This is a genomic window from Serratia sp. OS31 (assembly GCF_014164835.1).
In the GTDB taxonomy this organism is placed as follows: domain Bacteria; phylum Pseudomonadota; class Gammaproteobacteria; order Enterobacterales; family Enterobacteriaceae; genus Serratia; species Serratia liquefaciens_A.
Genome location: NZ_JACJFQ010000033.1, coordinates 36,364 through 59,045, shown reverse-complemented (window position 1 = coordinate 59,045; position 22,682 = coordinate 36,364). Strand labels below are relative to the sequence as shown.

Annotated in this window: 20 protein-coding genes and 1 tRNA gene; 9 read left to right on the top strand and 12 right to left on the bottom strand. The window is 54.3% G+C overall.

All coding sequences use genetic code 11. The features are described 5' to 3' along the window. Positions 1-96: IS3 family transposase (locus H5P17_RS21965; protein WP_182824312.1), on the top strand; the 96-nt coding region annotated here is incomplete at its 5' end. 453 nt (positions 97-549) lie between these two features. On the opposite strand, the gene proP is transcribed toward H5P17_RS21965, so the two are convergent. The 4 genes from proP to H5P17_RS21945 form a co-directional block, all read right to left on the bottom strand. Further along, the gene (proP, locus tag H5P17_RS21960; protein ID WP_044549735.1) at positions 550-2,052 is read right to left on the bottom strand and encodes a glycine betaine/L-proline transporter ProP; all 1,503 of its coding nucleotides are present in this window, start codon (positions 2,050-2,052) and stop codon (positions 550-552) included. 408 nt (positions 2,053-2,460) lie between these two features. Next, on the bottom strand, positions 2,461-3,825 hold the full coding sequence (locus H5P17_RS21955) for a TolC family protein (RefSeq protein WP_182825198.1): 1,365 nt from the start codon (positions 3,823-3,825) through the stop codon (positions 2,461-2,463). Between the two features lie 3 nt (positions 3,826-3,828). Further along, a complete protein-coding gene (locus H5P17_RS21950) occupies positions 3,829-5,775 on the bottom strand; it encodes a MacB family efflux pump subunit (RefSeq protein ID WP_182825196.1) in 1,947 nt (648 codons plus the stop codon). Then, positions 5,772-6,959 (bottom strand): efflux RND transporter periplasmic adaptor subunit, encoded by a 1,188-nt coding sequence (locus H5P17_RS21945; protein ID WP_182825194.1) that lies wholly within the window; start codon positions 6,957-6,959, stop codon positions 5,772-5,774. Before H5P17_RS21945 ends, H5P17_RS21950 begins: the two co-directional genes overlap by 4 nt. Positions 6,960-7,211: 252 nt before the next feature. Between H5P17_RS21945 and H5P17_RS21940 the strand changes: the two genes are divergently transcribed. The 4 genes from H5P17_RS21940 (at position 7,212) to H5P17_RS26720 (ending at position 8,625) form a co-directional block, all read left to right on the top strand. After that, positions 7,212-7,306, top strand: a tRNA-OTHER gene (locus H5P17_RS21940). A 186-nt stretch (positions 7,307-7,492) separates the two neighbouring features. After that, entirely contained in the window at positions 7,493-7,792 is a 300-nt protein-coding gene (locus tag H5P17_RS21935) for a hypothetical protein (RefSeq protein ID WP_020826297.1), read from the top strand. 129 nt (positions 7,793-7,921) lie between these two features. Beyond that, positions 7,922-8,425 (top strand): YlaC family protein, encoded by a 504-nt coding sequence (locus H5P17_RS21930; RefSeq protein ID WP_044549743.1) that lies wholly within the window; start codon positions 7,922-7,924, stop codon positions 8,423-8,425. Between the two features lie 68 nt (positions 8,426-8,493). Further along, positions 8,494-8,625, top strand: coding sequence for a hypothetical protein (locus H5P17_RS26720; RefSeq protein WP_012006291.1), 132 nt, complete (start codon positions 8,494-8,496; stop codon positions 8,623-8,625). Between the two features lie 237 nt (positions 8,626-8,862). On the opposite strand, the gene H5P17_RS26715 is transcribed toward H5P17_RS26720, so the two are convergent. The 5 genes from H5P17_RS26715 to mdoC all read right to left on the bottom strand — a co-directional run bounded on the left by H5P17_RS26715 (position 8,863) and on the right by mdoC (position 14,180). Continuing rightward, positions 8,863-8,988 (bottom strand): hypothetical protein, encoded by a 126-nt coding sequence (locus H5P17_RS26715; RefSeq protein WP_044549744.1) that lies wholly within the window; start codon positions 8,986-8,988, stop codon positions 8,863-8,865. Between the two features lie 274 nt (positions 8,989-9,262). Continuing rightward, positions 9,263-10,984: a potassium/proton antiporter gene (locus H5P17_RS21925; protein ID WP_044549746.1), complete on the bottom strand. Its 1,722-nt coding sequence runs from the start codon at positions 10,982-10,984 to the stop codon at positions 9,263-9,265. 299 nt (positions 10,985-11,283) lie between these two features. After that, on the bottom strand, positions 11,284-11,511 hold the full coding sequence (locus tag H5P17_RS21920) for a hypothetical protein (RefSeq protein ID WP_020826300.1): 228 nt from the start codon (positions 11,509-11,511) through the stop codon (positions 11,284-11,286). A gap of 303 nt (positions 11,512-11,814) precedes the next feature. Beyond that, the gene (locus H5P17_RS21915; protein WP_182825192.1) at positions 11,815-12,831 is read right to left on the bottom strand and encodes an acyltransferase; all 1,017 of its coding nucleotides are present in this window, start codon (positions 12,829-12,831) and stop codon (positions 11,815-11,817) included. Between the two features lie 218 nt (positions 12,832-13,049). After that, complete coding sequence (gene mdoC, locus H5P17_RS21910) at positions 13,050-14,180, bottom strand: glucans biosynthesis protein MdoC (RefSeq protein WP_182825191.1); 1,131 nt, start codon at positions 14,178-14,180, stop codon at positions 13,050-13,052. A gap of 258 nt (positions 14,181-14,438) precedes the next feature. Here mdoC and H5P17_RS21905 point away from each other — a divergent pair, with 258 nt between their 5' ends. The 3 genes from H5P17_RS21905 to H5P17_RS21895 all read left to right on the top strand — a co-directional run bounded on the left by H5P17_RS21905 (position 14,439) and on the right by H5P17_RS21895 (position 18,969). After that, entirely contained in the window at positions 14,439-16,007 is a 1,569-nt protein-coding gene (locus H5P17_RS21905; protein WP_182825189.1) for a glucan biosynthesis protein G, read from the top strand. Beyond that, positions 16,000-18,561 (top strand): glucans biosynthesis glucosyltransferase MdoH, encoded by a 2,562-nt coding sequence (mdoH, locus tag H5P17_RS21900; RefSeq protein ID WP_182825187.1) that lies wholly within the window; start codon positions 16,000-16,002, stop codon positions 18,559-18,561. The genes H5P17_RS21905 and mdoH overlap by 8 nt, the downstream gene beginning before the upstream one ends. Before the next feature lie 162 nt (positions 18,562-18,723). Next, positions 18,724-18,969, top strand: a complete 246-nt coding sequence (locus tag H5P17_RS21895; protein ID WP_156033798.1) for a YceK/YidQ family lipoprotein — start codon at positions 18,724-18,726, stop codon at positions 18,967-18,969. Between the two features lies 1 nt (position 18,970). Here the strand turns inward: H5P17_RS21895 and H5P17_RS21890 are convergent, their stop codons facing one another. Continuing rightward, positions 18,971-19,519, bottom strand: coding sequence for a GNAT family N-acetyltransferase (locus H5P17_RS21890; RefSeq protein WP_182825185.1), 549 nt, complete (start codon positions 19,517-19,519; stop codon positions 18,971-18,973). Between the two features lie 62 nt (positions 19,520-19,581). After that, positions 19,582-19,959 (bottom strand): MysB family protein, encoded by a 378-nt coding sequence (locus H5P17_RS21885; protein ID WP_020826306.1) that lies wholly within the window; start codon positions 19,957-19,959, stop codon positions 19,582-19,584. A gap of 207 nt (positions 19,960-20,166) precedes the next feature. Between H5P17_RS21885 and leuA the strand changes: the two genes are divergently transcribed. Continuing rightward, positions 20,167-21,837 carry a 2-isopropylmalate synthase gene (gene leuA / locus H5P17_RS21880; protein WP_182825183.1) on the top strand — a complete coding sequence of 557 codons (1,671 nt, stop codon included), beginning with the start codon at positions 20,167-20,169 and terminating at the stop codon, positions 21,835-21,837. On the opposite strand, the gene H5P17_RS21875 is transcribed toward leuA, so the two are convergent. Further along, positions 21,822-22,583 carry a helix-turn-helix transcriptional regulator gene (locus H5P17_RS21875; RefSeq protein ID WP_182825182.1) on the bottom strand — a complete coding sequence of 254 codons (762 nt, stop codon included), beginning with the start codon at positions 22,581-22,583 and terminating at the stop codon, positions 21,822-21,824. The genes leuA and H5P17_RS21875 overlap by 16 nt on opposite strands. Between the last annotated feature and the right edge of the window lie 99 nt (positions 22,584-22,682).

Below are 22,682 nucleotides of genomic sequence, written 5' to 3'. Positions count from 1 at the left end.
TACAACAACGAACGCATCAAGGTAAAACTAAACGGTCTAAGCCCGGTACAGTACCGGACTCAGGCCATGTTAGCCGCCACGCAAAGTGTCCAATAAATGGGGTTCACTTCAGTAAGGCGGTTTTTTTATGCGCTAAACCGGGAGGGCATGCTTTAGCGGAGGCTCTCTATCCAGTGAAAGATGCGCGCCAGGGTGTGTGCGATATCACCAATGTTAAATAACGCGCCTATCCATATCGCAATCATGATGCCTACGGCAATAACGATCGGCATATCCATTCTACTCATTGGCTATCTTCTTCAATGGGTTAACCTGATTTCAAGCCTAGCATCAATCGTCGTCAGGATAAAATATCAGGCTAATAGTGCCAAAATTCAGTTTGCCTAAATCGTATTATGGCCGTTTTTATTCCGATTATTGCTGGCAGTGAAAAACGACGCTCGTACTCGGGGGCTGAGAATGAAAGTTATACAAATTTGCGTTAGGACGTTGAGCGGATTACGACAATAAAAAAGCCACCCGAAGGTGGCTTGTCGCGAGAACGTTGTTTTAGTCCAGTTTTGGATGCTGGTCGATCAACGTCTGTTTTTTCTTTTCCAGCTCGGCGATCTGCTCATTGATGTCTTCGACTTTTTGTTCGATGTTGTCGTAGTTTTCCTGCAGCAGCTCTTTGGCTTCCGAACGATCCGAGGCGGCCGGGGTGGCACCGCGCAGCGGTTTGTTGGCAGTTTCCTTCATGTACAGACCGGTGATCAGGCCGATGACGGCGACGACCATCAGATAGTAAGCCGGCATATACAGGTTCCCGGTCGATTCGACCAGCCAGGCAGCAACCGTTGGGGTCGCACCGGCAACCAGTACCGAGATGTTGAATGAAATCGCCAACGCGCTGTAACGAATGTGCGTCGGGAACATCGCCGGCAGGGTGGAGGCCATCACGCCGGTGAAGGAGTTCAGCAGCACCGCCAGCACCAACAGGCCGACGAAGATCAGACCAATCACATTACTGTTGATCAGAATAAAGCACGGAATCGCCAGTGCCAGCAGGCCGACGCTGCCGCCGATAATAAACGGCTTACGGCCGATACGGTCACTGGCCAGACCGATGACCGGCTGCACGAACAGCATACCGATCATGATGGCGATAATGATCAGTACACCGTGATCTTCCGAGTAGTGCAGGTTATGCGACAGGTAGCTCGGCATGTAGGTCAGCAACATGTAATAGGTCACGTTGGTTGAAATCACGATACCGACACAAACCAACAGGCTTTTCCAGTGCTTGGCCGCGATCTCTTTGAAAGAGGTCTTCGGCGGGTTTTCGATGGCGTTGCGGTCGTCTTGCTCCATCTTTTCCACGTGCTGCTGGAACGCCGGGGTTTCTTCCAGCGCATGACGCAGGTACAAACCGATCAGCCCCAGAGGTGCCGCGATAAAGAACGGAATACGCCAGCCCCAGTCGAGGAAGTTGGTTTCGCCGACGATACTGGAAATCAGCACCACCACGCCCGCACCCAGTACGAAACCGGCAATGGAGCCGAAATCGAGCCAGCTGCCCATAAAGCCGCGCTTCCTGTCCGGCGAGTATTCGGCAACGAAGATTGCCGCGCCGGAGTATTCGCCACCTACCGAGAAGCCCTGTGCCAATTTGGCCAGCAACAGCAGAACCGGTGCCCAGATGCCGATGGAGGCGTAAGAGGGGATCAGGCCGATACAGAAGGTACTCACCGCCATGATAATAATGGTGATGGACAGCACTTTCTGGCGACCGAACTTATCGCCCATCGCGCCAAAGAAAATACCGCCTAACGGACGTACCAGGAAGGGAACGGAAAAGGTCGCCAATGCGGCAATCATCTGCACGCCAGGGGTGGCGCCAGGGAAAAATACTTGCCCAAGGGCGTAGGCCACAAAGCCATAAACACCGAAGTCGAACCATTCCATCGCGTTACCCAAAGCGGCCGCGGTGATGGCTTTTTTCAGCTTGCTGTCATCGATGATGGTGATGTCATTAATATGCATCGGTTTATGTCGTTTTTTTCTTAACTTCATATAATCATCCCTTAATCAATTTTAGTCGTACGTGAATTCGCAATCCTCGTTCACTTCTTCTGCCCAGTTATCAGCGTGGCTTATCTTATGGCTCTCTTGCCAAATCCGCCACCGCCTTTTTTGTGTGATGCGAATCACGTAATAAGTCAATTTTCACCGGGAATATGTCATTTAGGTGACTAATTATTTTGCATCTATAGCTTAACGTTATATCTTGCGGCGATCAAATTTAGCAGTTTATCTTATGAATTTGCACCGATATAGCGCATAAATAGATTAACTATTGCGCATGTTGGTGATTTTTTGTCTGGTAGGGTGAGGGAAGTATAGGTAAGGTCTGCAGCAAAAACCGGCAAAATTAATGCCTGTAGGATAAAAAAAGCCTGACGAAAGCGTCAGGCTAAAGCGTTACTGTGCGGAGCCACCAAACTCCAGATAGAGTTGCGCCAGGTTTTGGTATTGAGCGAACCGGTTTTCATCTACTGCCAGTTCGGCCAACCGACGGCGATTTTGCGCATCCAGCCAGAAATTGATCGGCACCGAGCCTTGCCGGTAGCGGCTTTCATTCAACCGTTCAGATTTACGTGCCAGCACCAATGCCGTCTGCAGGTGTTTCTCCTGTGCCATCAGTTGCGTACGTAACGACAGGGCATCATCAATATCGGCCATGGCTTTATACAGCGCCTGCTTGAATTCCAGTACCTGCAGTTCATAGTCGCTGCGCGCGATTTTGATGTCGACGTCCATTTGCCGCCACTCGAGGAACGGCAGCGACAGCCCGGCACCTACCGTTGCCAGCGGATTGCGCAAAAACTCCAGCAATGCGGTGCTGCTGGCACCCAATGAGCCCGTCAGGCTGAAGGCCGGGTAGTACTGGGTGCGTTTGATGTCCACGTTAGCCAGAGTTTCACGCAGTCGCCACTCTTTGGCGCTGATATCCGGCCGATGGCTTAGCACGCTGGCCGGAATGCCGGCATTGATTTGCGGCAGTGGGCCGGTCGGCAGGCGATCGGGCTCAACCAAGGTGTTCCCCGGTGGCGCCCCCAGCAGTACCGTCTGTTCGTTCAGTGCCTGCTGACGTTCACGCAGCAGTGCCAGATGGCTGCTTTCCTGATTTATCAGGTTTTGTTCGGCATCAACCACGTCCAATGAAGAGACGCTGCCCGCGCGGTAGCGTGCCTTGACCAGCCCCAGGGTTTGTTGGGAATAGTCGATGCTTTGCTGACTGACGCGGATGCGCTGATTGATAAAGCCGATACGCCAGTAATTCTTGCTGGCGCTGGCGAGCAAAGCCAGACGCGCACTTTGCAAATCCTGTTGCGTGGCCTGGCTGGCCCATTCCGCGGCGTCACGTTGCCGTGCCATTTTGCCCCACAGATCGACTTCATAGCTGACGCCGAGATTGGCGCCGCTGTTTTTGTTCCAGGCTGAGGAGCCTGAAAGGGCGGTATTGGCTCCGCTGCTGAGCGTTGCGTTCACACTTGGCGCGGTGCCGATGTCGGCCCGCTGTGCCGCCAGTTGGGCACGGTAGACGCGCAGCGCGGCGGCGGCCAGATCGTTGTTGGCTGCCATCACCTGCTGCAGCCATAGGTCCAACTGAGGATCGTGGAAATCACGCCAGTTAAAGGGCACTGGCGTGGTGGCTTCGGCGCTTTGCTGCCAGTGGGCCGGATACTGCACCTTTGGGGACTGATACTCGCTTTTCAGCGCATTCCCGCAGCCGGTACTGAGCAAGGCCGCGAGGCATAATGCGAGAGGGGATAAGGTTTTCATAAGTTACTCGCTGGCCAGAGAAATGACCGGATCCATCCGCGCCGCTTTGCGGGCCGGGAGATAACCGAAGATCATGCCAATCAGGGTGGAGCAGCAAAAGGCCACGGCGGCGGCCTGCCAGGAATAGATGGCGGTGAGCATGCCCCCCGCCAGCAGGGTAAACAGCGAGCCGGCAGCGAACGAAAGCAAAATGCCCAATGCGCCACCGATCAGGCAAACCAGCACTGCCTCGATCATAAACTGCTGCATAATATCGCTGCGACGTGCGCCAACGGCCATGCGTACGCCGATTTCGTGCGTGCGTTCGGTCACTGACACCAGCATGATATTCATCACGCCCAGACTGCCAATAATCAGGGAGATCGAGGCGACCATCAGGATCAGCAAGGTCAGCGTCATCGAGGTGTGTTCAATCGATTTTCGGTATTTGTCGAGATTGAACAGCATAAAATCCTTCACGCCATGACGTTGAGTCAGTAACTGTTTAATGGCGGCGACGGCGGCTTCGTTGGAGACGTCCTCTTTCAATCGGACATTAATGCTGCTAAGCGTCGATTTACCCACCATGCGATACATCACCGTGGAATAGGGCATCCATACTTTGATGCGATTGGGGGCCGAGTCCTGGTTACTTTGGACTACGCCGACCACCCGGGCCGGTACCGCTCCGAGGAACACGATCTGGCCCAGAGGCTCAACGCCGAAATCGCCGAATAACGCCTGCCGCGCGTTTTCGTCAATGATCACTTCCTGCAGCGCATTGCGGTCATCCAGGAAGTTTCGACCCTGTATCAGCTTGAGGCCGCTAACGCGCAGGTTATCGCGGCCCACGCCGCTGATTGTCGCATTGGCCGATTTGCTGCGATAGCGAATGCTCTCCGAGGCGCTAACTTCAGGGCTGACGCTGTCGACAAAGCTCTGGCTGGCCAGCGCATCGGCATCCGCCGGCACCAGAGTGCGGATGCTGTCGGTGCTGTCGTCAAAGAAATCGCGCCCGGGATAAATGCTGACGACGTTAGTGCCCAGATCTTTAATGCTTTCCAGCGTGCGCTGTTTGGCGCCTTCGCCCAGGGCGACCACCGTGACCACCGCGGCGATGCCGAAAATGATGCCGGTCATGGTCAGCGCTGTGCGCAAGCGGTGGGCGTTCATCGCTTTCAACGCCATCTGCAGAGACTCTCGGGTGCGGTCGAGCAAGCTTTGCCAATAGCCTTGTGCAACCGGCGCGCTCTTTTTCATTTTCATTACCGGGGGAGGAACCGGCGATTGACGGCCGCTGTCGGCAACGATTTCACCATCCTGCAGTTCGATGATGCGCTGCGCGTGTTGGGCGACTTTCATATCGTGGGTGACGATCACCACCGTATGACCGCGTTGGTTGAGTTCGCTGAGGATCGCCAACACTTCCTGGCCGGATTTGGAGTCCAACGCGCCGGTCGGTTCGTCCGCCAGGATGATTTCACCGCCGTTGATTAACGAACGAGCAATGCTGACGCGTTGCTGCTGGCCACCGGACAGTTGACCGGGCTTGTGGTGTTCACGGCCTTCCAACCCCAGGCGCGCCAACAATTGTGCCGCACGCAGGCGACGTTGGTCGCGTTTGCTGTTGGCGTAAATCGCCGGGATTTCGACGTTGCCCAGCGCGCTGATGTCCGGCATCAGGTGATAGCGCTGGAAGATAAAACCAATGTGTTCGCGGCGCAGTCTGGCCAATTCGTCCGGCGATAGGTGTGCGGCGTTATGGCCGCTGATGAAATAGTCCCCCTGATCCGGCACGTCCAGACAACCGATGATGTTCATCAGCGTTGATTTGCCCGAGCCTGAGGCACCGATAATGGCGACCAACTCCCCGGCGGCAATCTTCAGATTGATGTTTTTCAGTACGGTTAATGGCTCGCTGCTGTTGGTATAGGTGCGGCCAATCCCTTTCAGTTCAATAATGGCGTTCACAGTACCAGGCCTTCTTCGCCTGGCTTGGCGCTTTCCTGCACCAGCACTACGTTTTCACCCGCTTTTAATCCGGACAGGATTTGTATATCGACGTTGTTGGTAATACCGGTTGTCACCTCACGCATTTCCACCCGGTTCTCCCCGGTCAGCACTTGTACCTGCTGTTTTTTGTCCGCGTTTTTATGCACTGCCTGAATCGGAACCAATAGCGTATTTTTTGCCTCACCCAACAGCAATGAAACCTGAGCCGTCATGGCAATGCGCAGCCGGTTTTCCGGATTGGGCACGTCGAGCAGCGCGTTGTAATACACCGAAGCGTTGGCGCTGCCGGAGCCTGAGGCGGAACCGCCGCCGCTGCTGAGGGAGTCGTCTTTCATGACGGACTCAGGCGCCAATTCGACGGTGCGCAGCGTGGCGTCGTACTTTTTGTCCGGTTCGGAGAAAATGGTGAAGTAGGCTTTTTGTCCTTGCGTCACGCGGGTAATGTCGGCTTCGGAAATCTGCGCCTTGATGGTCATCACATCCAGCTGCGCCAGTTTGACGATGGTAGGGGCGCTCTGATTGGCGTTTACCGTTTGGCCTTGCTGGGTAATGACGGCAATCACAATGCCGTCCATCGGTGCCAGGATGCGGGTGTAACTCAGATCGACCTTCTTCTTGTCCACCTCAATTTGCGCCTGAACAATACGTGCATTCAGCGCGATCAGTTCGGCGCGGGTGGCGGCAAGCGTGGCCTCCGCCGTTTCAAAATCTTCGCGCGAGCTGGCTTCATCGTTCAACATGCGTTTCTGGCGTTTAAAGCGGGACTCTGCCTGCTTCAACAGTGCCTGTTTGGCCTGCAAATCCGCTTTGGCCGCGTTCAGCGCCGCTTCGGCGTTACGCAGGTCGTTACGTTGCGGCAGGTCGTCGATGTCGGCAATCGGCTGGCCTTTGGTGACCCGGTCGCCAAGTTTGACCTTCAGGGATTTCACCTGACCGGAAACCTGAGCACCGACGTTGACCCGTTCGAAAGCATCCAGCTTACCGGTGGCCAATACCGCGTTTTCGATATCGCCAAGGCGAACCGGCGCGGTGACATAGGGGGCCTGCGAGGGGCTTTGCAGTGAGATCAGTGTAACGACGGCAGTAATGACCAGCAGGACGCCGGCCAGAGTAAACGCCAAACGGCGCGGAGTGACTTTCATAATGTTATCCGTAACAGCAACGTTGATCCCAGAAGCCGCTATAGTGGCATCCAGCGCTTTAACTAACAATAAACATGCCGCAGACGGCGAGAGAAAAGTGCCGGTGTTTAACTATCGCGGAATGAAAGTAATTGGTGGCTGAGGGAGGAATAGACGAAAAAACAAGATTTCTCTTAAAATTCAGTTGTTCATAGCTACTTGTGTTGAATCCATAGCATCAATATGGATAATAACGCTCCGAAGCAATGGAATGCGCTATTAACTCAGTTGGCAGAGTGGTTGGTTTTATAATGCTTTTTTGGCTACAAAATTGATAGACGCGGGTTCGAGTCCTGCATAGCGCGCCAGCTTCCTTTTCGGACCAGTTATCATAAAGCGCACCCGGGTTGATTTGCACTATCGGCTCCTTGTTGGGATTTTCGGGTGTGCTTTACCCTAACCGGTTCTCTTCTTTTGTTAATCTTCCTCTGTTGCAATCGATCTTTGCTAGACTCTAATCAGGCAGGTTCGCTGCCCGGCAACAGGAGATCGCCATGTCCGAGTCCGATCAACTGCAGGAGTTATTGCAACGTGTGGCGGCGCTCGAAGCCAGAGAGAAGTCGCTGACCGCCGCCTCCAACGCCTATCAGGCAATCATCACCACCATGCTGGGTAACCTGGCTCAACAGGAGCGTGACAAGATTATTGCGATGATCGATCAGGCGCATGAACTTGCTTATGCACGCGCTATTCAGCGCTGTAACGAACCGCAAAAGCAAAAAATCAAACAGGCCGACGATATCGCCCAGCGGATGTTTATGTTTGCCCAAGGCAAAAACTCGCTGCAGCGCTAGCCGCTGAAAGTATAACAGTTACCGATATTAAATTGCATAACTGATCTACCTGGGCAAACTGTACCTGTGTTAGTTTGAGGAATGATTATTGATAGCAATAATGTCCCCCCAAGGCATAAGGTTGTAGCTATGGACGCGATTAAAAGCATCTTGGTAAAAGAAATTGAACGGATCAATCGGCAGGAAGGACGTGACGGCAAGCTGCGCTTCAATAGCGAGTTTGCCCGCGATCACCGTTATCTGTGTCTCGCCATGTTTGCTGGTTATTTTGCCGTGATCGCCGTGATGTATCAGGTTCCTTACATGGGCTTTATCTCGTTTTTGGCATTCACCGCCTTCGTTCTGTTCATGTTCGCCATGCTGCTGATTGAAATCAAACCGGTCTATCGTTTTGAAGATATTGGCGTGCTGGATCTGCGCGTTTGTTATAACGGCGAGTGGTATTTCACCCGAGCGCTGTCGCCGCAGTCGGTGAAGGCACTGCTGGATGAACCGACGATCGGTGCCGCGACGAAAACTCGCATGCAGGAAATCATCGCCAATAAAGGCGAGATCGATTTCTATGACGTCTACGATTTGGCGTACTCAAAGAAGCCGCAGGATGAGCAGCCTCAGGTGGCCGTGCTTAACTGAGGGTTTCCGCTCGCGCGGTTGTCGATTATACTCACGCATTGAAGTCAGATAAGCCTGAGGAATTTACGATGAGTGATGATATTTTCGATTTTGATATCGATGCCGAATTGGCGCAAGCAGAAGAAAAAGCGGCGCAGAAAGTGAAAGAACTCCCCGAAATCCTTGAGGACGAGGCGGACTGCGAAGGCTGTAAAATCTGATTGCCATCGCTTTTAAAGAACCGCTTCGGCGGTTTTTTTATGCCCCGAATTCGGGGGGGAGGGGGGGCTGAAGGCAAAAAAAAGCCCGTTTCAGGCGGGCCAACACTTAATAGGTATCAGGTGCATTTTTATCACCCTTTGCGTTTAGCATACGCGCAATGACCGGTGAGTGATGTCGGCTTTTTGTAACAAAATGGTTGTTGTGGTGTTGTAATGTTACTGCGTCAGATCGGTGGGTTAATCCAGTACAAAGCCCCAAATCAGCAACGCCGCCACGATAATCAGGCAGAGTGCGGAAACGGTAACCAGTATTTTTCCGAGAATGTCTTTGTCTTGCTGCTGTGCCACGTTAACGTTATCCAATTAAGAGTCTATGGACCAAATCGGCGACGCCCAGGTCCAACACTATGACCGTCAGTGCAATCCCCAGCATGGCCGATAGAAATCGAGTTTTACTGTTCAAATCGATACCCATCACCGCAATGCGATGTTCCCAGAGTAAAGGTTAAAACGCCGGAGCTGAATGCCCGGTTCGGGTTATTCCAGAGTTTAAGAACCTTCCCAGACGTATAAGTTCCGTCTGTTTGAAAGGTCCGCTGCGGGCATGGCCGCACAGCAGACCTGTTTTGCGCAGGGATCAGTCAGTCACAATTCTTACGCCGACCTTACTGATTGCATTGCCATCCATTTCGGCGATGGTCCAGGTCAGGCCATCCCATTCGATCTGATCGCCCACCACCGGCTCACCGCCAATCAGTTGAATGACGAATTGGCCGAGCGTTTGCTGTTCATCCACGCCTTCGTGCAGATTCAGGCCATAAACCTGTGAAATATCGCTCAGGCGCGCGTCCGACTGCAGAATAAAATCACCGAAGAAGCGTTCATCCAGCGTAACCACCGGCGCCTGGCTGAACAGCTTGCCCAGCACCGGCAGGTCATGCTCATGACCGATAACGCACAGAATGTCGTCTTCGCGTAGTCGCGTGCTGCCGCTGGGGTGCAACAGTTCTTTTCCTCGGAACAATGCGGCAATGCGCGTACCCGGCGGCATTTTCAGTTCACGCAATGCGGCACCGACGCACCAGTTTTCTGACGAAAGCTGATAAACAAACTGCTCCCACTGGTTTTCCGGATGAACATCCAGCCCCACCCGTGAAATCGGCGCCAGTGCCGGCGGGACGATCACCTTGGCTTTTTTCGCGGCGAACGACAGGGTGGTCCCCTGCAGCAACAGGGAAACCAACACCACAAAGAAAGCCACATTGAAGAACAGCTGGGCATTGGGGAGCCCGGCCATCATTGGGAAGACGGCCAGAATGACCGGTACGGCGCCGCGCAGGCCGACCCAGGAAATAAAGCTGCGTTCGCGCAGGGTAAAACTGCGAAACGGCAGCAAGCCGATAAATACCGACAGTGGACGGGCAAACAGGATCATCCACAGCGACAGCAGCAGGGCAGGGATGGCGATAGGCAGCAGCTCATGCGGGTTCAGCAACAGCCCCAGCACCAGGAACATGCCGATCTGGCTCAGCCAGGCCAGCCCGTCGAAGGTTTGGACAATGCCATGCCGGTTGCGGATCGGGCGATTGCCCAGCATCAGGCCGCACAGGTACACCGCCAGAATGCCGCTGCCGTCCAGTGCGGTGGTGAGGGCAAAAATCAGAATGCCGCCGCTGACGGCCAGCAGCGGATACAGGCCTTCGGCCAGCTTAATGTGGTTGATCAACGTCAACAGCAGCCAACCGCCACCGAGACCAAAGACAATCCCCATCCCGAACTGCTGCAGCAGATGAACAGGGAACATCCAGCTCAGCGTGGTTTCGCCCGCGGAGATCATCGCAATCAGCGTAATGGTAAGGAACACCGCCATGGGGTCGTTGCTGCCGGATTCGATTTCCAGCGTGGCGCTGACGCGCTCATTAAGCCCTTTGCCGCCTAACAGCGAGAAGACGGCTGCGGCGTCGGTAGAACCGATAATGGCGCCAATCAGCATGCCCTGCAGCAGATCGAGGTTGAACAGCCAGGCTGCGGCCAGCCCGGTGAGCCCAGCGGTGATCACCACGCCGATGGTGGCGAGGGAAAGTGCCGGCCATAACGCGACGCGGAATGAGCTGACGCGGGTACGCATGCCGCCGTCCAGCAGGATCACCGCCAGCGCCAGGTTACTGACCAGATAGGCTACCGGATAGTTGCTGAAAACGATCCCACCCGGTCCATCGACCCCCGCCAGCATGCCAATGGCCAGGAAGATCACCAGAATAGGAATACCCAGACGTGATGAAAATGAACTGAGAAGAATACTTGCTCCCACCAACACGGCACCGATGATGAACAAACTGTTAATGGTGCTGGCATCCAAAATGACGTTCTCCTGCAGGCTGGGGGGAAGGGCGTTGCGCGCTAGCGCAGATACTCCCTGATGATAGCCTGTTTTTCAGGTAAAACGCCAAGGCTGATTCAAAACAGTTTGGCATTTATTGTCATTTAAGCGGAGAAGCATGTGGAAGTGGGGGGAAACCGATGAACTTCTTTCTTTTATCTATATTTATCAGCTTGCTGTGGTTACGCTTAGGCAATAAATGGTGGGCGTTGCCGAGCCCGGAGAAGGAAAAACCATTAAACCCCCTCCAGGAGGCTTAATGGTTTGCAGGCGAGGCGTTATAAATGGTCGAGTGACTGCAGGGCCCGTCTGATCAGCTCGGCAGCCAGTTTTCTTTCTGACTCTGAAATACCGTCAAGATTAAGGCTGGAAAGCTCGGCGACCAGAATGCTGCGATCCTTACCGCTGATCGACGAGTCCAGTGCGGAAAGCAACCGGCCAAGAATCTTCAGCAGGGTGGCGTTTTCTGGCACGGCTTCCTGAGCCGAAGTGTCTTTATCAGTCATTAAAAATCCTCTCTGTCGTGACGGAAGGGAGATGCTGCAGGCCTTGTCGCGATGATGACAAAGCCGTCCCTTAGGGTTCATTGAGCCCAATCGCTACCGTAAGGCAGGGATGTGGATTTCCACTTATGCATTGTCGTTATAACAACTAGCGGCAATATGCTCCAGCATAACTTTGCCTTAACTTTCGCCACGGGGGTGAGCAATCTGTGCTCCAGACAGACATTGGTGGCAAGAACTTGATAGCAATTATCACGGTAAAATAGAGGATGAGGGCGTTGGTATCGCCCTCATATATTCAGTTATTCAGAGGGTTTTTTCTTTACGCTGTACGTTATGAAAACGCGGTCGCTCCAGTAGAAAATTGAGATGCATTTTTTGAATAAAGTAATAAGCAACCATCGGGACAATAAGACCAAATAAGGTGCCAGCGAGAACATGTGCTGACCAGTTGTTAACATGTAAAAACTTAGCCAGTACAATACGTAGGCCACTGGCGGCAAGAATGTGCATGAGGTAAATAACCATGCTCAGCTCACCCAATCGCCGTAACCAGGCAATATCTGCCTTTGCCAGCAAAACGGACAGGCTAATGATAAAGATAATTGCCGCTATGGCCAGGATCATGGAGTACAGACCCGTATCGGTATACGTTAGGCCTAAGTAGCCATGAAATACCCATTCAAGCAAAACAAAGACGAGCGCGGCGATAAGACTGGTTGTGATGTTGATTCTTGCAATGGCGGCGGAATAGTGAATTGCCAACGCCCCGAGAAGGAAGAAGACCATGAAACTGGTTATATAACCGAAATGATAGGATTTGCTGAGGCTGTCTTGGCACACATACAATCCTGCACTGACAACAATCAAAATAGGAAGGATGTAGTTGAATTTATTCTTATTATACAATAGTGTGGCGATGAAAAACACCATAAATAAGGCATATAAAAACCAAAATTGTGCCCGAGGGTGTGTAAACAATCCTATCAGATCCTTTAGGCTGGCTGCATTGTTGGTATAGCGCGACAGGACAACTTCGACAGTACCTTGTAGCAATGACCAAATGATATAGGGATACACAATGGTATCAATTTTACTGATAATGAATCGACTTTTGCCCTTTCGGTCTAATGATTGAACAAAAAACAAACCGGATAGAAAAAAGAACAGCGGCATGTGGAAACTGTAAATAACGCTGTCAGTCAGTTGGTAGAATGATTCTGAAAGGTGGATACCAGCACTGTATAAACCGCGGTTTACGTGGCCAAAGACCACCAAAATGATACCAATTCCTTTCGCATAGTCGACCCATGCTTCTCTCATATGAATACCCAGCCCTAAAAAGAACAAAAAATAACTTATAAGTATGCTTAATGAGCGTAACAGGTGATCGTCATTTTGCAATGTGATGAGAGGGTTAGGATGATTATTAGGAAAATACTCATTTTGAAAAGATGGGTAACATATTCAAAAGGTTAGCAAGTTGGCGTTTGCAGGCCTCAGGGCGATGAAGATTCGCTCTGAGAGTACTTCTTGATGGATTATTGCGGTTTACCGGAGAACAGGAAACGGAACAGCGGGATACGTTTGTGCAGTTCATATAACAGGAAGGCGCAAGAGAAGACAAACACCAATCCGGCCAGAAAACCCAGCAGGTTATTGTTGATATGCGGCGTCACAAAAGCGCCATATATCAGGGTCAGCGGATGGTGCACCAGATATATAAACAGCGATGCATTCACCAGATAAGTGATGCGCGGCGAGTGATAGTTCAGCAGATTATGTCCGAATGAGAAAATCACGTTGGCCATCAGGATCCCCAGCAGGGTTTTGATCAGCACTTCCAGCTCAAACATATAGCTGCTGTGGGCCAAAAACTTCTGATTCAGCATATAGGCAATGAACAGCAACAGCGAACCGAGCAGTGCGCCGAGGGACGGCTTGAGGAAAATCTCTTTCAGCCACACGTACTTAAAGGCATAAGCGCCCAGGATGAAGAACGGAAGATAGAACATCGTCTCCATCACCACGAAATTGAACAGGCCGTTGGAAAGTAAACCAGGAGCTGCAATTAGGATAATACGGTGCGCGGCCGAATAGCATAAAGCATAAATAAGAAAGAGCAGTGAGATGTTTCTTAATCCGGTCATTTTATTTATCGGGTAAGGAACAGTATTATTTTTGCGTGCCTTGATTTTTTTGAACAGATAAAAACACAGGGTGGTCAGCAATGACAGGGTTAATAAAAACCACAGGTGAGAAACCAGCTCCCAAACTGTTACATTTATTTTCTGATAGAGCGAAAAATTTTCCCAACCGTTTAATTTGTCCGTGAAGTATTTCAGCATGAAAAACTGCGGCACCGTTATTAAGGGAATTGAGCTCAGCAGGGGGATCGCCACCCGCTCAAGCCTGACCTTCAGCCACTGGTGGCGTTCGTAGCGCTCATAGAGCATGTAAGAGAAGTAGCCGGAAATCACGAAGAACACCTGCATGCGAAAAGCATGGATGAAGTCGTTCAGCACCGTCAGCGAGAAGGAGGGGCTGGCGCTGTTCACCGCCCAGACATGGCTTGAGTAAATCAGAGAAAGATGAAAAGGGATGCCGAGCAACATCAAATAAGCCCGGATTGAATCGAGGAAAAACTCGCGTTGGTTGCTGCCTTTAGTCATAGGTTACCGCTGGTGATTTTATCGAATGGTCATTAACACGCTTAATAAGTCGGCAATGGTTAAATCGAATCTCAAACCCTACTATACCGTTTCACATTTTTCCATAGCGTCTTGTTGCGCGGCTTGCTACGCTGGTGTTTAGTCAGCTGCTTAAACTATGAGCCATAAACATGAACCATCCATTTATCATGTTGTCGGAAAGCTGAATAATCCATTAATATGGATTTAAATGATTTGAGCACACGAATAGGGGGGGATGTGCTAGTTAATATATTATCCAAAAAACCACGCGCCGCGAGCGTACGTTGGTTAGGTGCGACCGTATTGTTCACGCTGTTTACTTCGCAGGCATGGGCTTTTTCTATAGATGATGTGGCCAAGCAGGCGCAGGATCTGGCAGGAAAAGGCTTCGAAGCCCCGAAGAGCAACCTTCCTTCTCAATTCCGCGAGATGAAATTCGCGGACTATCAGCAGATTCAGTTCAATCACGATAAAGCCTACTGGAGCAAACTGAAAACCCCTTTCAAGCTTGAGTTTTATCATCAGGGGATGTACTTCGACACGCCGGTGAAAATCAATGAAGTCACCGCCACCAGCGTAAAACAGATCAAGTACAGCCCGGACTACTTCAACTTCGGTTCGGTAAAACACGACCCGGAGTCGGTAAAAAACCTCGGTTTCGCCGGGTTCAAGGTGATTTATCCGATCAACAGTGCGGATAAAAACGACGAAATTATGAGCCTGCTGGGCGCGAGCTATTTCCGCGTGGTGGGTAAAGGACAGGTGTACGGGCTTTCCGCTCGTGGCCTGGCGATTGATACTGCGCTGCCGTCCGGCGAAGAGTTCCCGCGTTTCCGCGAATTCTGGGTTGAACGTCCGAAGCAGGGCGACAAGCATCTGGTGATTTACGCACTGCTGGATTCACCGCGTGCTACCGGGGCTTACCGTTTTGTGGTTTATCCGGGCCGCGACACCACCGTGGACGTCGAGTCTAAAGTGTTCTTGCGCGACAAAGTCGGCAAACTGGGCATGGCACCGCTGACCAGCATGTACCTGTTCGGGCCGAGCCAACCATCGCCAACCCTGAACTACCGTCCGGCGCTGCATGACTCCAACGGCCTGTCTATCCATGCCGGTAACGGCGAGTGGATCTGGCGTCCGTTGAATAATCCGAAGCACCTGTCCGTCAGCACTTACCAGGTCGAAAACCCGAAAGGTTTCGGTCTGCTGCAGCGCGGCCGTAACTTCAAGGATTACGAAGATCTGGACGATCGCTACGATCTGCGCCCAAGCGCCTGGATCGAGCCGCGTGGCGACTGGGGCAAGGGCAAGGTTGAGCTGGTGGAGATCCCGACGGCGGATGAAACCAATGACAACATCGTTGCCTTCTGGACGCCAGACGTTCTGCCGGATGCCAAAACTCCGCTGGCGCTGAGCTATCGCCTGCATTTCACCCGTGACGAAGACAAACTGCATTCGCAGGACATTGCCTACGTCAGCCAGACCATGCGTTCAACCGGTGACGTGAAGCAGTCCAACCTGATCCGCGAGCCAGACGGCAGCGTGGCATTCCTGGTCGACTTCGTGGGCCCGGTTCTGAAAGGTCTGGACGGCGCTACGCCGGTCGCCTCTCAGGTGAGCATCGGCGATAACGGTGAAATGGTAGAAAACAATGTCCGCTATAATCCAGTGACCAAAGGCTGGCGCCTGACGCTGCGTCTGAAAGTGAAAGACGACAAGAAGCCGGTAGAAATGCGCGCTGCGCTGGTCAATGGTGATAAGACCCTGTCGGAAACCTGGAGCTATCAGCTACCTGCCAATGAATAAGCCTACTCAACTTGCCCAGGATTATCTTGCGGCAATGCCTCTGACCGCTGAGCGGTCAGAGGCGCTTAAACTACAGCCGGGCGCGGATGACGCCCAGGCTTTTGAGGCGCTGCATCGCAAGATGGGCGCTGACGATGCCAACGTCGATACGCTGTCTGCCGATGACGTCACGCTGGCCTCGGTCAAAACACGAATCGAAGACGCCTGGCCGGATGCGGTCAGCGACAAAGATTTCGATACCGACGTGGAAGGGCGCAGCATTCTCAAGGCTACGCCGCCAATCAAACGCACCAGCATGTTCCCGGAAGCCTGGCGCACCAACCCGGTGGCGCGCTTCTGGGATTCTCTGCTGGGGCGTACACCACACAACCGTCACGCCTCCAAAGAGGAGGCCGCGGCGGAAAATCGCTGGCGTGTGGTCGGCTCAATGCGTCGTTATGTGCTGTTGGTGCTGATGTTGGTGCAGACCGGCATCGCCACCTGGTACATGAAAACCATTTTGCCGTACCAGGGCTGGGCGCTGATCGATCCGATGGCCATGCTGGATCAGGATCTGATGCAGTCGGTGCTGCAACTGCTGCCTTATGTGTTGCAAACCGGCATTTTGATCCTGTTCGCGATCCTGTTCTGTTGGGTCTCGGCCGGTTTCTGGACTGCGCTGATGGGCTTCCTGCAGTTGCTGATCGGCAAAGACAAATACAGTATTTCTTCCACCATCAAGGGCGATGAGCCGATCGATCCGACGCACCGTACCGCGTTGATCATGCCAATCTGTAACGAAGACGTCGAACGCGTGTTCGCCGGCCTGCGCGCGACCTATGAGTCCGTCGCGGCCACCGGCCAGCTCGAGCATTTCGATATCTACGTGCTGAGCGACAGCTACGACCCGGATATCTGCATGGCGGAACAGAAGGCCTGGATGGAGCTGTGTCGCGACGTAGATGGCCATGGCCGTATCTTCTACCGTCGCCGTCGTCGTCGCGTTAAACGCAAAAGCGGCAACATCGACGACTTCTGCCGTCGCTGGGGCGGCGAGTACAGCTACATGGTGATCCTGGATGCCGACAGCGTGATGAGCGGTGAGTGTCTCACCGGTCTGGTGCGCCTGATGGAAGCCAACCCGAACGCCGGTATCATTCAGTCTGCGCCGAAAGCCTCGGGCATGGACACGCTGTATGCCCGCGTGCAGCAGTTTGCCACCCGGGTTTACGGGCCGCTGTTTACTGCCGGCCTGCATTTCTGGCAACTGGGCGAATCGCACTATTGGGGCCATAACGCGATTATCCGCGTGAAGCCGTTTATCGAGCACTGTGCGCTGGCACCGCTGCCGGGCGAAGGGTCTTTTGCCGGTTCCATCTTGTCCCATGACTTTGTGGAAGCCGCGCTGATGCGCCGTGCCGGTTGGGGCGTGTGGATTGCTTACGATCTGCCGGGCAGCTATGAAGAACTGCCACCGAACCTGCTGGATGAGTTGAAGCGTGACCGTCGCTGGTGCCACGGTAACCTGATGAACTTCCGCCTGTTCCTGGTCAAGGGCATGCACCCGGTGCACCGTGCGGTGTTCCTGACCGGCGTGATGTCCTACCTGTCGGCGCCGCTGTGGTTTATGTTCCTGGCGCTGTCTACCGCGCTGCAGGTGGTGCATACCCTGATGGAGCCGCAGTACTTCCTGCAGCCGCGTCAGCTGTTCCCGGTGTGGCCACAGTGGCGTCCTGAACTGGCGATAGCGCTGTTCTCTACCACGCTGGTGCTGCTGTTCCTGCCTAAACTGTTGAGCATTGTGCTTATCTGGGCGAAGGGGGCCAAGGAATACGGCGGCGGCGTGCGCCTGTTCCTGTCGATGCTGATGGAAATGCTGTTCTCGGTGCTGCTGGCGCCGGTGCGCATGCTGTTCCACACGGTATTCGTGGTCAGTGCCTTCCTGGGTTGGGAAGTGGTATGGAACTCGCCACAGCGTGACGATGATGATACCCCCTGGGGCGAAGCCTTTAAACGTCATGGCTCACAGATGCTGCTGGGTCTGGTGTGGGCTGGCGGTATGGCCTGGCTGGATCTGCGCTTCCTGTGGTGGTTGTCGCCTATCGTCTTCTCGTTGATCCTGTCGCCGTTCGTTTCGGTCTTGTCGAGCCGTGCGACGCTGGGTATCAAGAGCAAGCGCGCCAAGCTGTTCCTGATCCCGGAAGAGTATTCTCCTCCTCGCGAACTGCTGGCTACGGAAGAATATCTGCAGCTAAACCGTGAACGCGCACTGAGCAATGGCTTTATGCACGCGGTGGTCAATCCGTCGTTCAACGCACTGGCGACGGCGCTGGCTACCGCGCGTCACCACCTGCGCGGTGCCATCGAGCGTAATCGTGAACAGCGAGTGAACGAGGCGTTGGAGCTGGGGCCGGAGAAGCTGGTAAAAGGCAAACGTCTTGAGCTGCTGAGCGATCCTGTCGCGCTGTCGCGTCTGCATCAGCGCGTTTGGTTATTGCCGCAGGGCGCCGCCTGGCGGGAGTTCTACCAGCAATTGCCACACAATGAACGGGCTCATCCGGTGGGTCAGCGTTAAAAGCTGATCGGGTGACTCAAACGGGGAATGCGCAAGGCGTGTTCCCCGTTTTTTTTGGCTTTTAGCTTACGCAATGCTGACAAACTGGCAGGCAAAAACTGTGTTAAAATTCGCGCCGGGCGTTGTGGCCCCTCAAAACAACCCGGGGCAAAAGTCATTTTGGTGAATCTCTCTTCTCTTCTTCGTCTGGTAGTGGTGGTGGCAGGAGTCACGGCGTTAACCGGCTGCGGCAGCATTATCAGTCGCACGGTGCCGGGGGCCGGGCACGGCCATCAATATTATCCGGGCGTTCAGTGGGATCTGCGCGACAGCCCCTGGCGGTATATCACTGTCATTGATGTGCCGCTGTCGATGGTGGTAGATACCTTTATGCTGCCGTTTGACGCCCAGCACGGCCCCTACGAGTAAGTTAATCCCCGGTGGCAAATACCACCAGTTGGTAACCCTGATCGCCACAGCGGAACGGGGCCAGCGCCGTCATCTGCAATCCCTGCACATGAGCCGCCAACGAATGCGGGTTACTGTCGTCGATAAAGAGTGCACCCACGTCGAAGTCCTTGCGGGTACGCGCCTTGACGGCGGCGTAGAGCTGCTTCAGTACGCCTTTGCCACGCCAGGCGCTGTCAAGGCACACCGGACCATACAGAAACACCCGCTGCTCACTCAGTGGCCGTCCATTGAATGATTGGCCGGCCAGCGTGTCCAGCATCGCATCCACCACCGGCGGGTGCGGTTGCGCATTCGTCGGCATCAGGCAGACAAACCCGGCCAGGGCTTCACCTTCAACCGCTACCAAAATGCCCAGCCCCTGGTTAATGCTTGTGAGCTGCGCCTCATTCATGCGTGAGACGATAAACCCCTGGCGCTTTTGGCTGTCGCTCAAGTTTGCCGGGATGTTTTGTGTTTGCAGTTGCAAAATTGCGGGGAAATCTTCGGGACGTGCCTGGCGGATAATCATGCAGCCTCTCAGAAAATCATAGGGTGAAGGGCGGGGGATTGTCTGCTCCCGCCCGTTATCATTCAACGCTCATCCCACTCGTCGGCGGCTGTTTGGCCCTCTTCGGTATCCAACGGTGGATCGAGCTGGAAGTCTCCTTCTTCCCACTCGTGCAGCGTATTTTCTTCAATCCATTCGGCGCTGATTTCGACTTCGTCATAATCTCCGTCGAAAATAGCCTGAGCGGCGGCGCCGCTGCGTAACGTCAGGCACTCGACCGATTCGCCTTCTTGCTCAAAGAATTCGGCCTGCCACATGATATCACCATCCAGCATCACGTATTTTTGCAGATTGAATTGTTGCGGCACCGGCGGTTCGTCGTCGTTACCGCCTTCGGCAGACTCGATAAATTCCTCGCGCGCCGCTTCAACGGCTTCTTCCAGGGTTGCATACAGGCTCATATTTTTCTCCAGTCGGGGAAAGCTTTGCTCAGGGGCTGGGGGCGCTGAAGCGCCATGGCAAACGTCAAAATTAATTGTTGCCGCACTGGCGCAGGATGCAAATTTTTTTGTTGTCCGTTTCGCGACGATGGTTGTCCGTTAAGCGGGAGCAGGGGGGATCGCGGCAGGAAATAATAGGGCATTGCTTATTACCGCCAGGAGAGTGCCATGTTAACCGACCCTTCCATCAAATACCGTCCGTTCCCGCCCGTGACCTTGCCGGATCGCCAGTGGCCCGGTCGCACTTTGCAGCAGGCACCGCGCTGGTGCTCCAGCGATCTGCGTGACGGCAATCAGGCGCTGGCAGAACCTATGGATAACGTCCGCAAGCGCCAGTTTTACCAGATGCTCCTGGCGTGCGGGTTCAAAGAGATTGAGGTGGCGTTTCCTTCCGCCTCGCAAACGGACTTCGATTTTGTCCGCTCGCTGATTGATGAGCAGTTGATCCCGGACGACGTCAGCATTCAGGTGCTGACCCAATCGCGAGACGATTTGATCGACCGTACCTTTGAAGCTTTGCGTGGCGCACCGCGCGCTATCGTGCACCTGTATAACGCTACCGCACCGATGTTCCGGGAAATCGTCTTCAAACAGGACAAGGCGGCGACGGTAGCGCTGGCGGTTAACGGCGCGCTGCGGATTCGGCAGCAGTGCGAGCAGCGGCCGGAAACGGCCTGGACCTTCGAATATTCGCCGGAGACTTTCTGTTTTACCGAGCTCGAGTTTGCGCTGGAAATCTGCGAGGCCGTTGCCGATGTCTGGCAGCCCGGGCCGGGGCGCCCGATGATCATTAACCTGCCGGCCACGGTGGAGGTCAGTACGCCGAACGTCTATGCCGACCAGATTGAGTGGTTCTGCCGCCGTTTCAGTCAGCGTAACCGGGTGACCATCAGCGTGCATCCGCACAACGATCGTGGCACCGGAGTGGCCTGTGCCGAGCTGGCGATGCTGGCCGGTGCCGATCGGGTCGAGGGCTGTCTGTTCGGCAACGGTGAACGTACCGGTAACGTTGATCTGGTGACGCTGGCGCTCAACCTGTATACCCAGGGCGTTGCCCCGGGGCTGGATTTCAGCCAACTGAAGCAGGTGGTGGAGGTGGTTGAGCAGTGCAACCAACTGCCTGTGCATCCCCGTCATCCTTACGCCGGTGAGTTGGTGTTCACCGCCTTTTCCGGCTCTCATCAGGATGCGATCAAAAAAGGCTTTGCCGCCCAACAGCAGAGGCAGGGCGGCCTGTGGCAGGTGCCTTATTTACCGCTCGATCCGGCGGACGTCGGCTGCAGCTATGAGGCGGTGATCCGGGTTAACAGCCAGTCGGGCAAAAGCGGCGCCGCCTGGCTGCTGGAGCAGAACCACGGGCTGTCGTTGCCGCGTGGGCTGCAAATTGATTTCAGCAAGGTGGTGCAGCAGGCGACCGACGGCAGCGGCAAAGAGATGACCACCGCCGAGCTGTGGCGGCTGTTTAGAATCAGCTATGGTTTGGTTGAGCAACCGCGGCTGCAGTTGCTGAGCTATCAGACCGAAAGCCACAGCATCGAGGCTTATAGTTTCAGTGCCAGGGTGTTGTTCGAAGGGCAACAGCAACGGCTGCTGGGGGTAGGGAACGGTTTGTTGTCCAGCGCGGTGGATGCGCTGCGCCAGCGCTTTGGCTTGAATTTGGCGATAGAGGACTACCACGAACACACGTTGGGGCATCAGAGCCAAAGCCGTGCCGTGGCCTATATTCGCTGTACGCTGGCGCACGGTGAGGCGGCTTACGGGGTCGGCATCGACGTCGATTCTGCCAGCGCTTCCCTGCAGGCGTTGTTCAACGTGGCTGCGCGTTATTTGGCGAAATAAGTGCTGGGTGCAACGCCCAGCTGGCGGCGGAACATGGCGCTGAAAGCACTGGGGCTGTCATAGCCCAAGTCCAGCGCCACTTCCAGCACCGAATGTCCGGCGGCCAGGGCATTCAATGCCGCCAGCAAACGGGCGCGGCGCACCCAGTCGCCAAAACGCAGCCCGGTTTCTCGTTGAAAACGTCGTGACAGCGTGCGGCCGCTGACGTTGATGTAGCGGGCCGCCTGCTCCAATTCCCAGGGGTGGGCCAGCGATTGCTGAATATGTCGGCACAGCGTCAACAAAGCATCGCTGCGTGGCTCAGGCAAATTCAGCGGCAAAATAGGCAGTACGCGCAGTTCATCCAGGATCAACTCCATGATCCGCTCTTCACGGCCTCCTGCGGGGTAATCCGCAGGAATGTCCATCGCGCAGATAATCAATTCACGCAGCAACGGTGATATCTGCACCACTTCGCAGCTTGCCGGCAGATCGGCACGCGCCAGCGGATCCACCAGCAGCGCTCTCGCCGCCACTTTACCGGTGATCTGTAGGCTGTGTTCTACCCGAGCGGGCAGCCAGACGCCGCGACCGGGGGGCACCACCCAACTGCCCAGACGAGTATTCACCTGGACTACGCCGCTCAGGCTATGAATCAACTGTGCGCAATCGTGGTAATGCGGCGGCTCGAACTCGCCGTGCTGATAATCTTTGGCGACCGGCACAATCGAGCGGTTCGCGGGCACAGCGTCATGAAAAAGCAGCATTTATTGGGGCATCCCCGGTCCTCGGAAAATCATAATGGCAGCATGCCACGCCGATACCTTTCGCACCAGCCTCTGGTGCGGCGAGGCGTTATAGTCTAT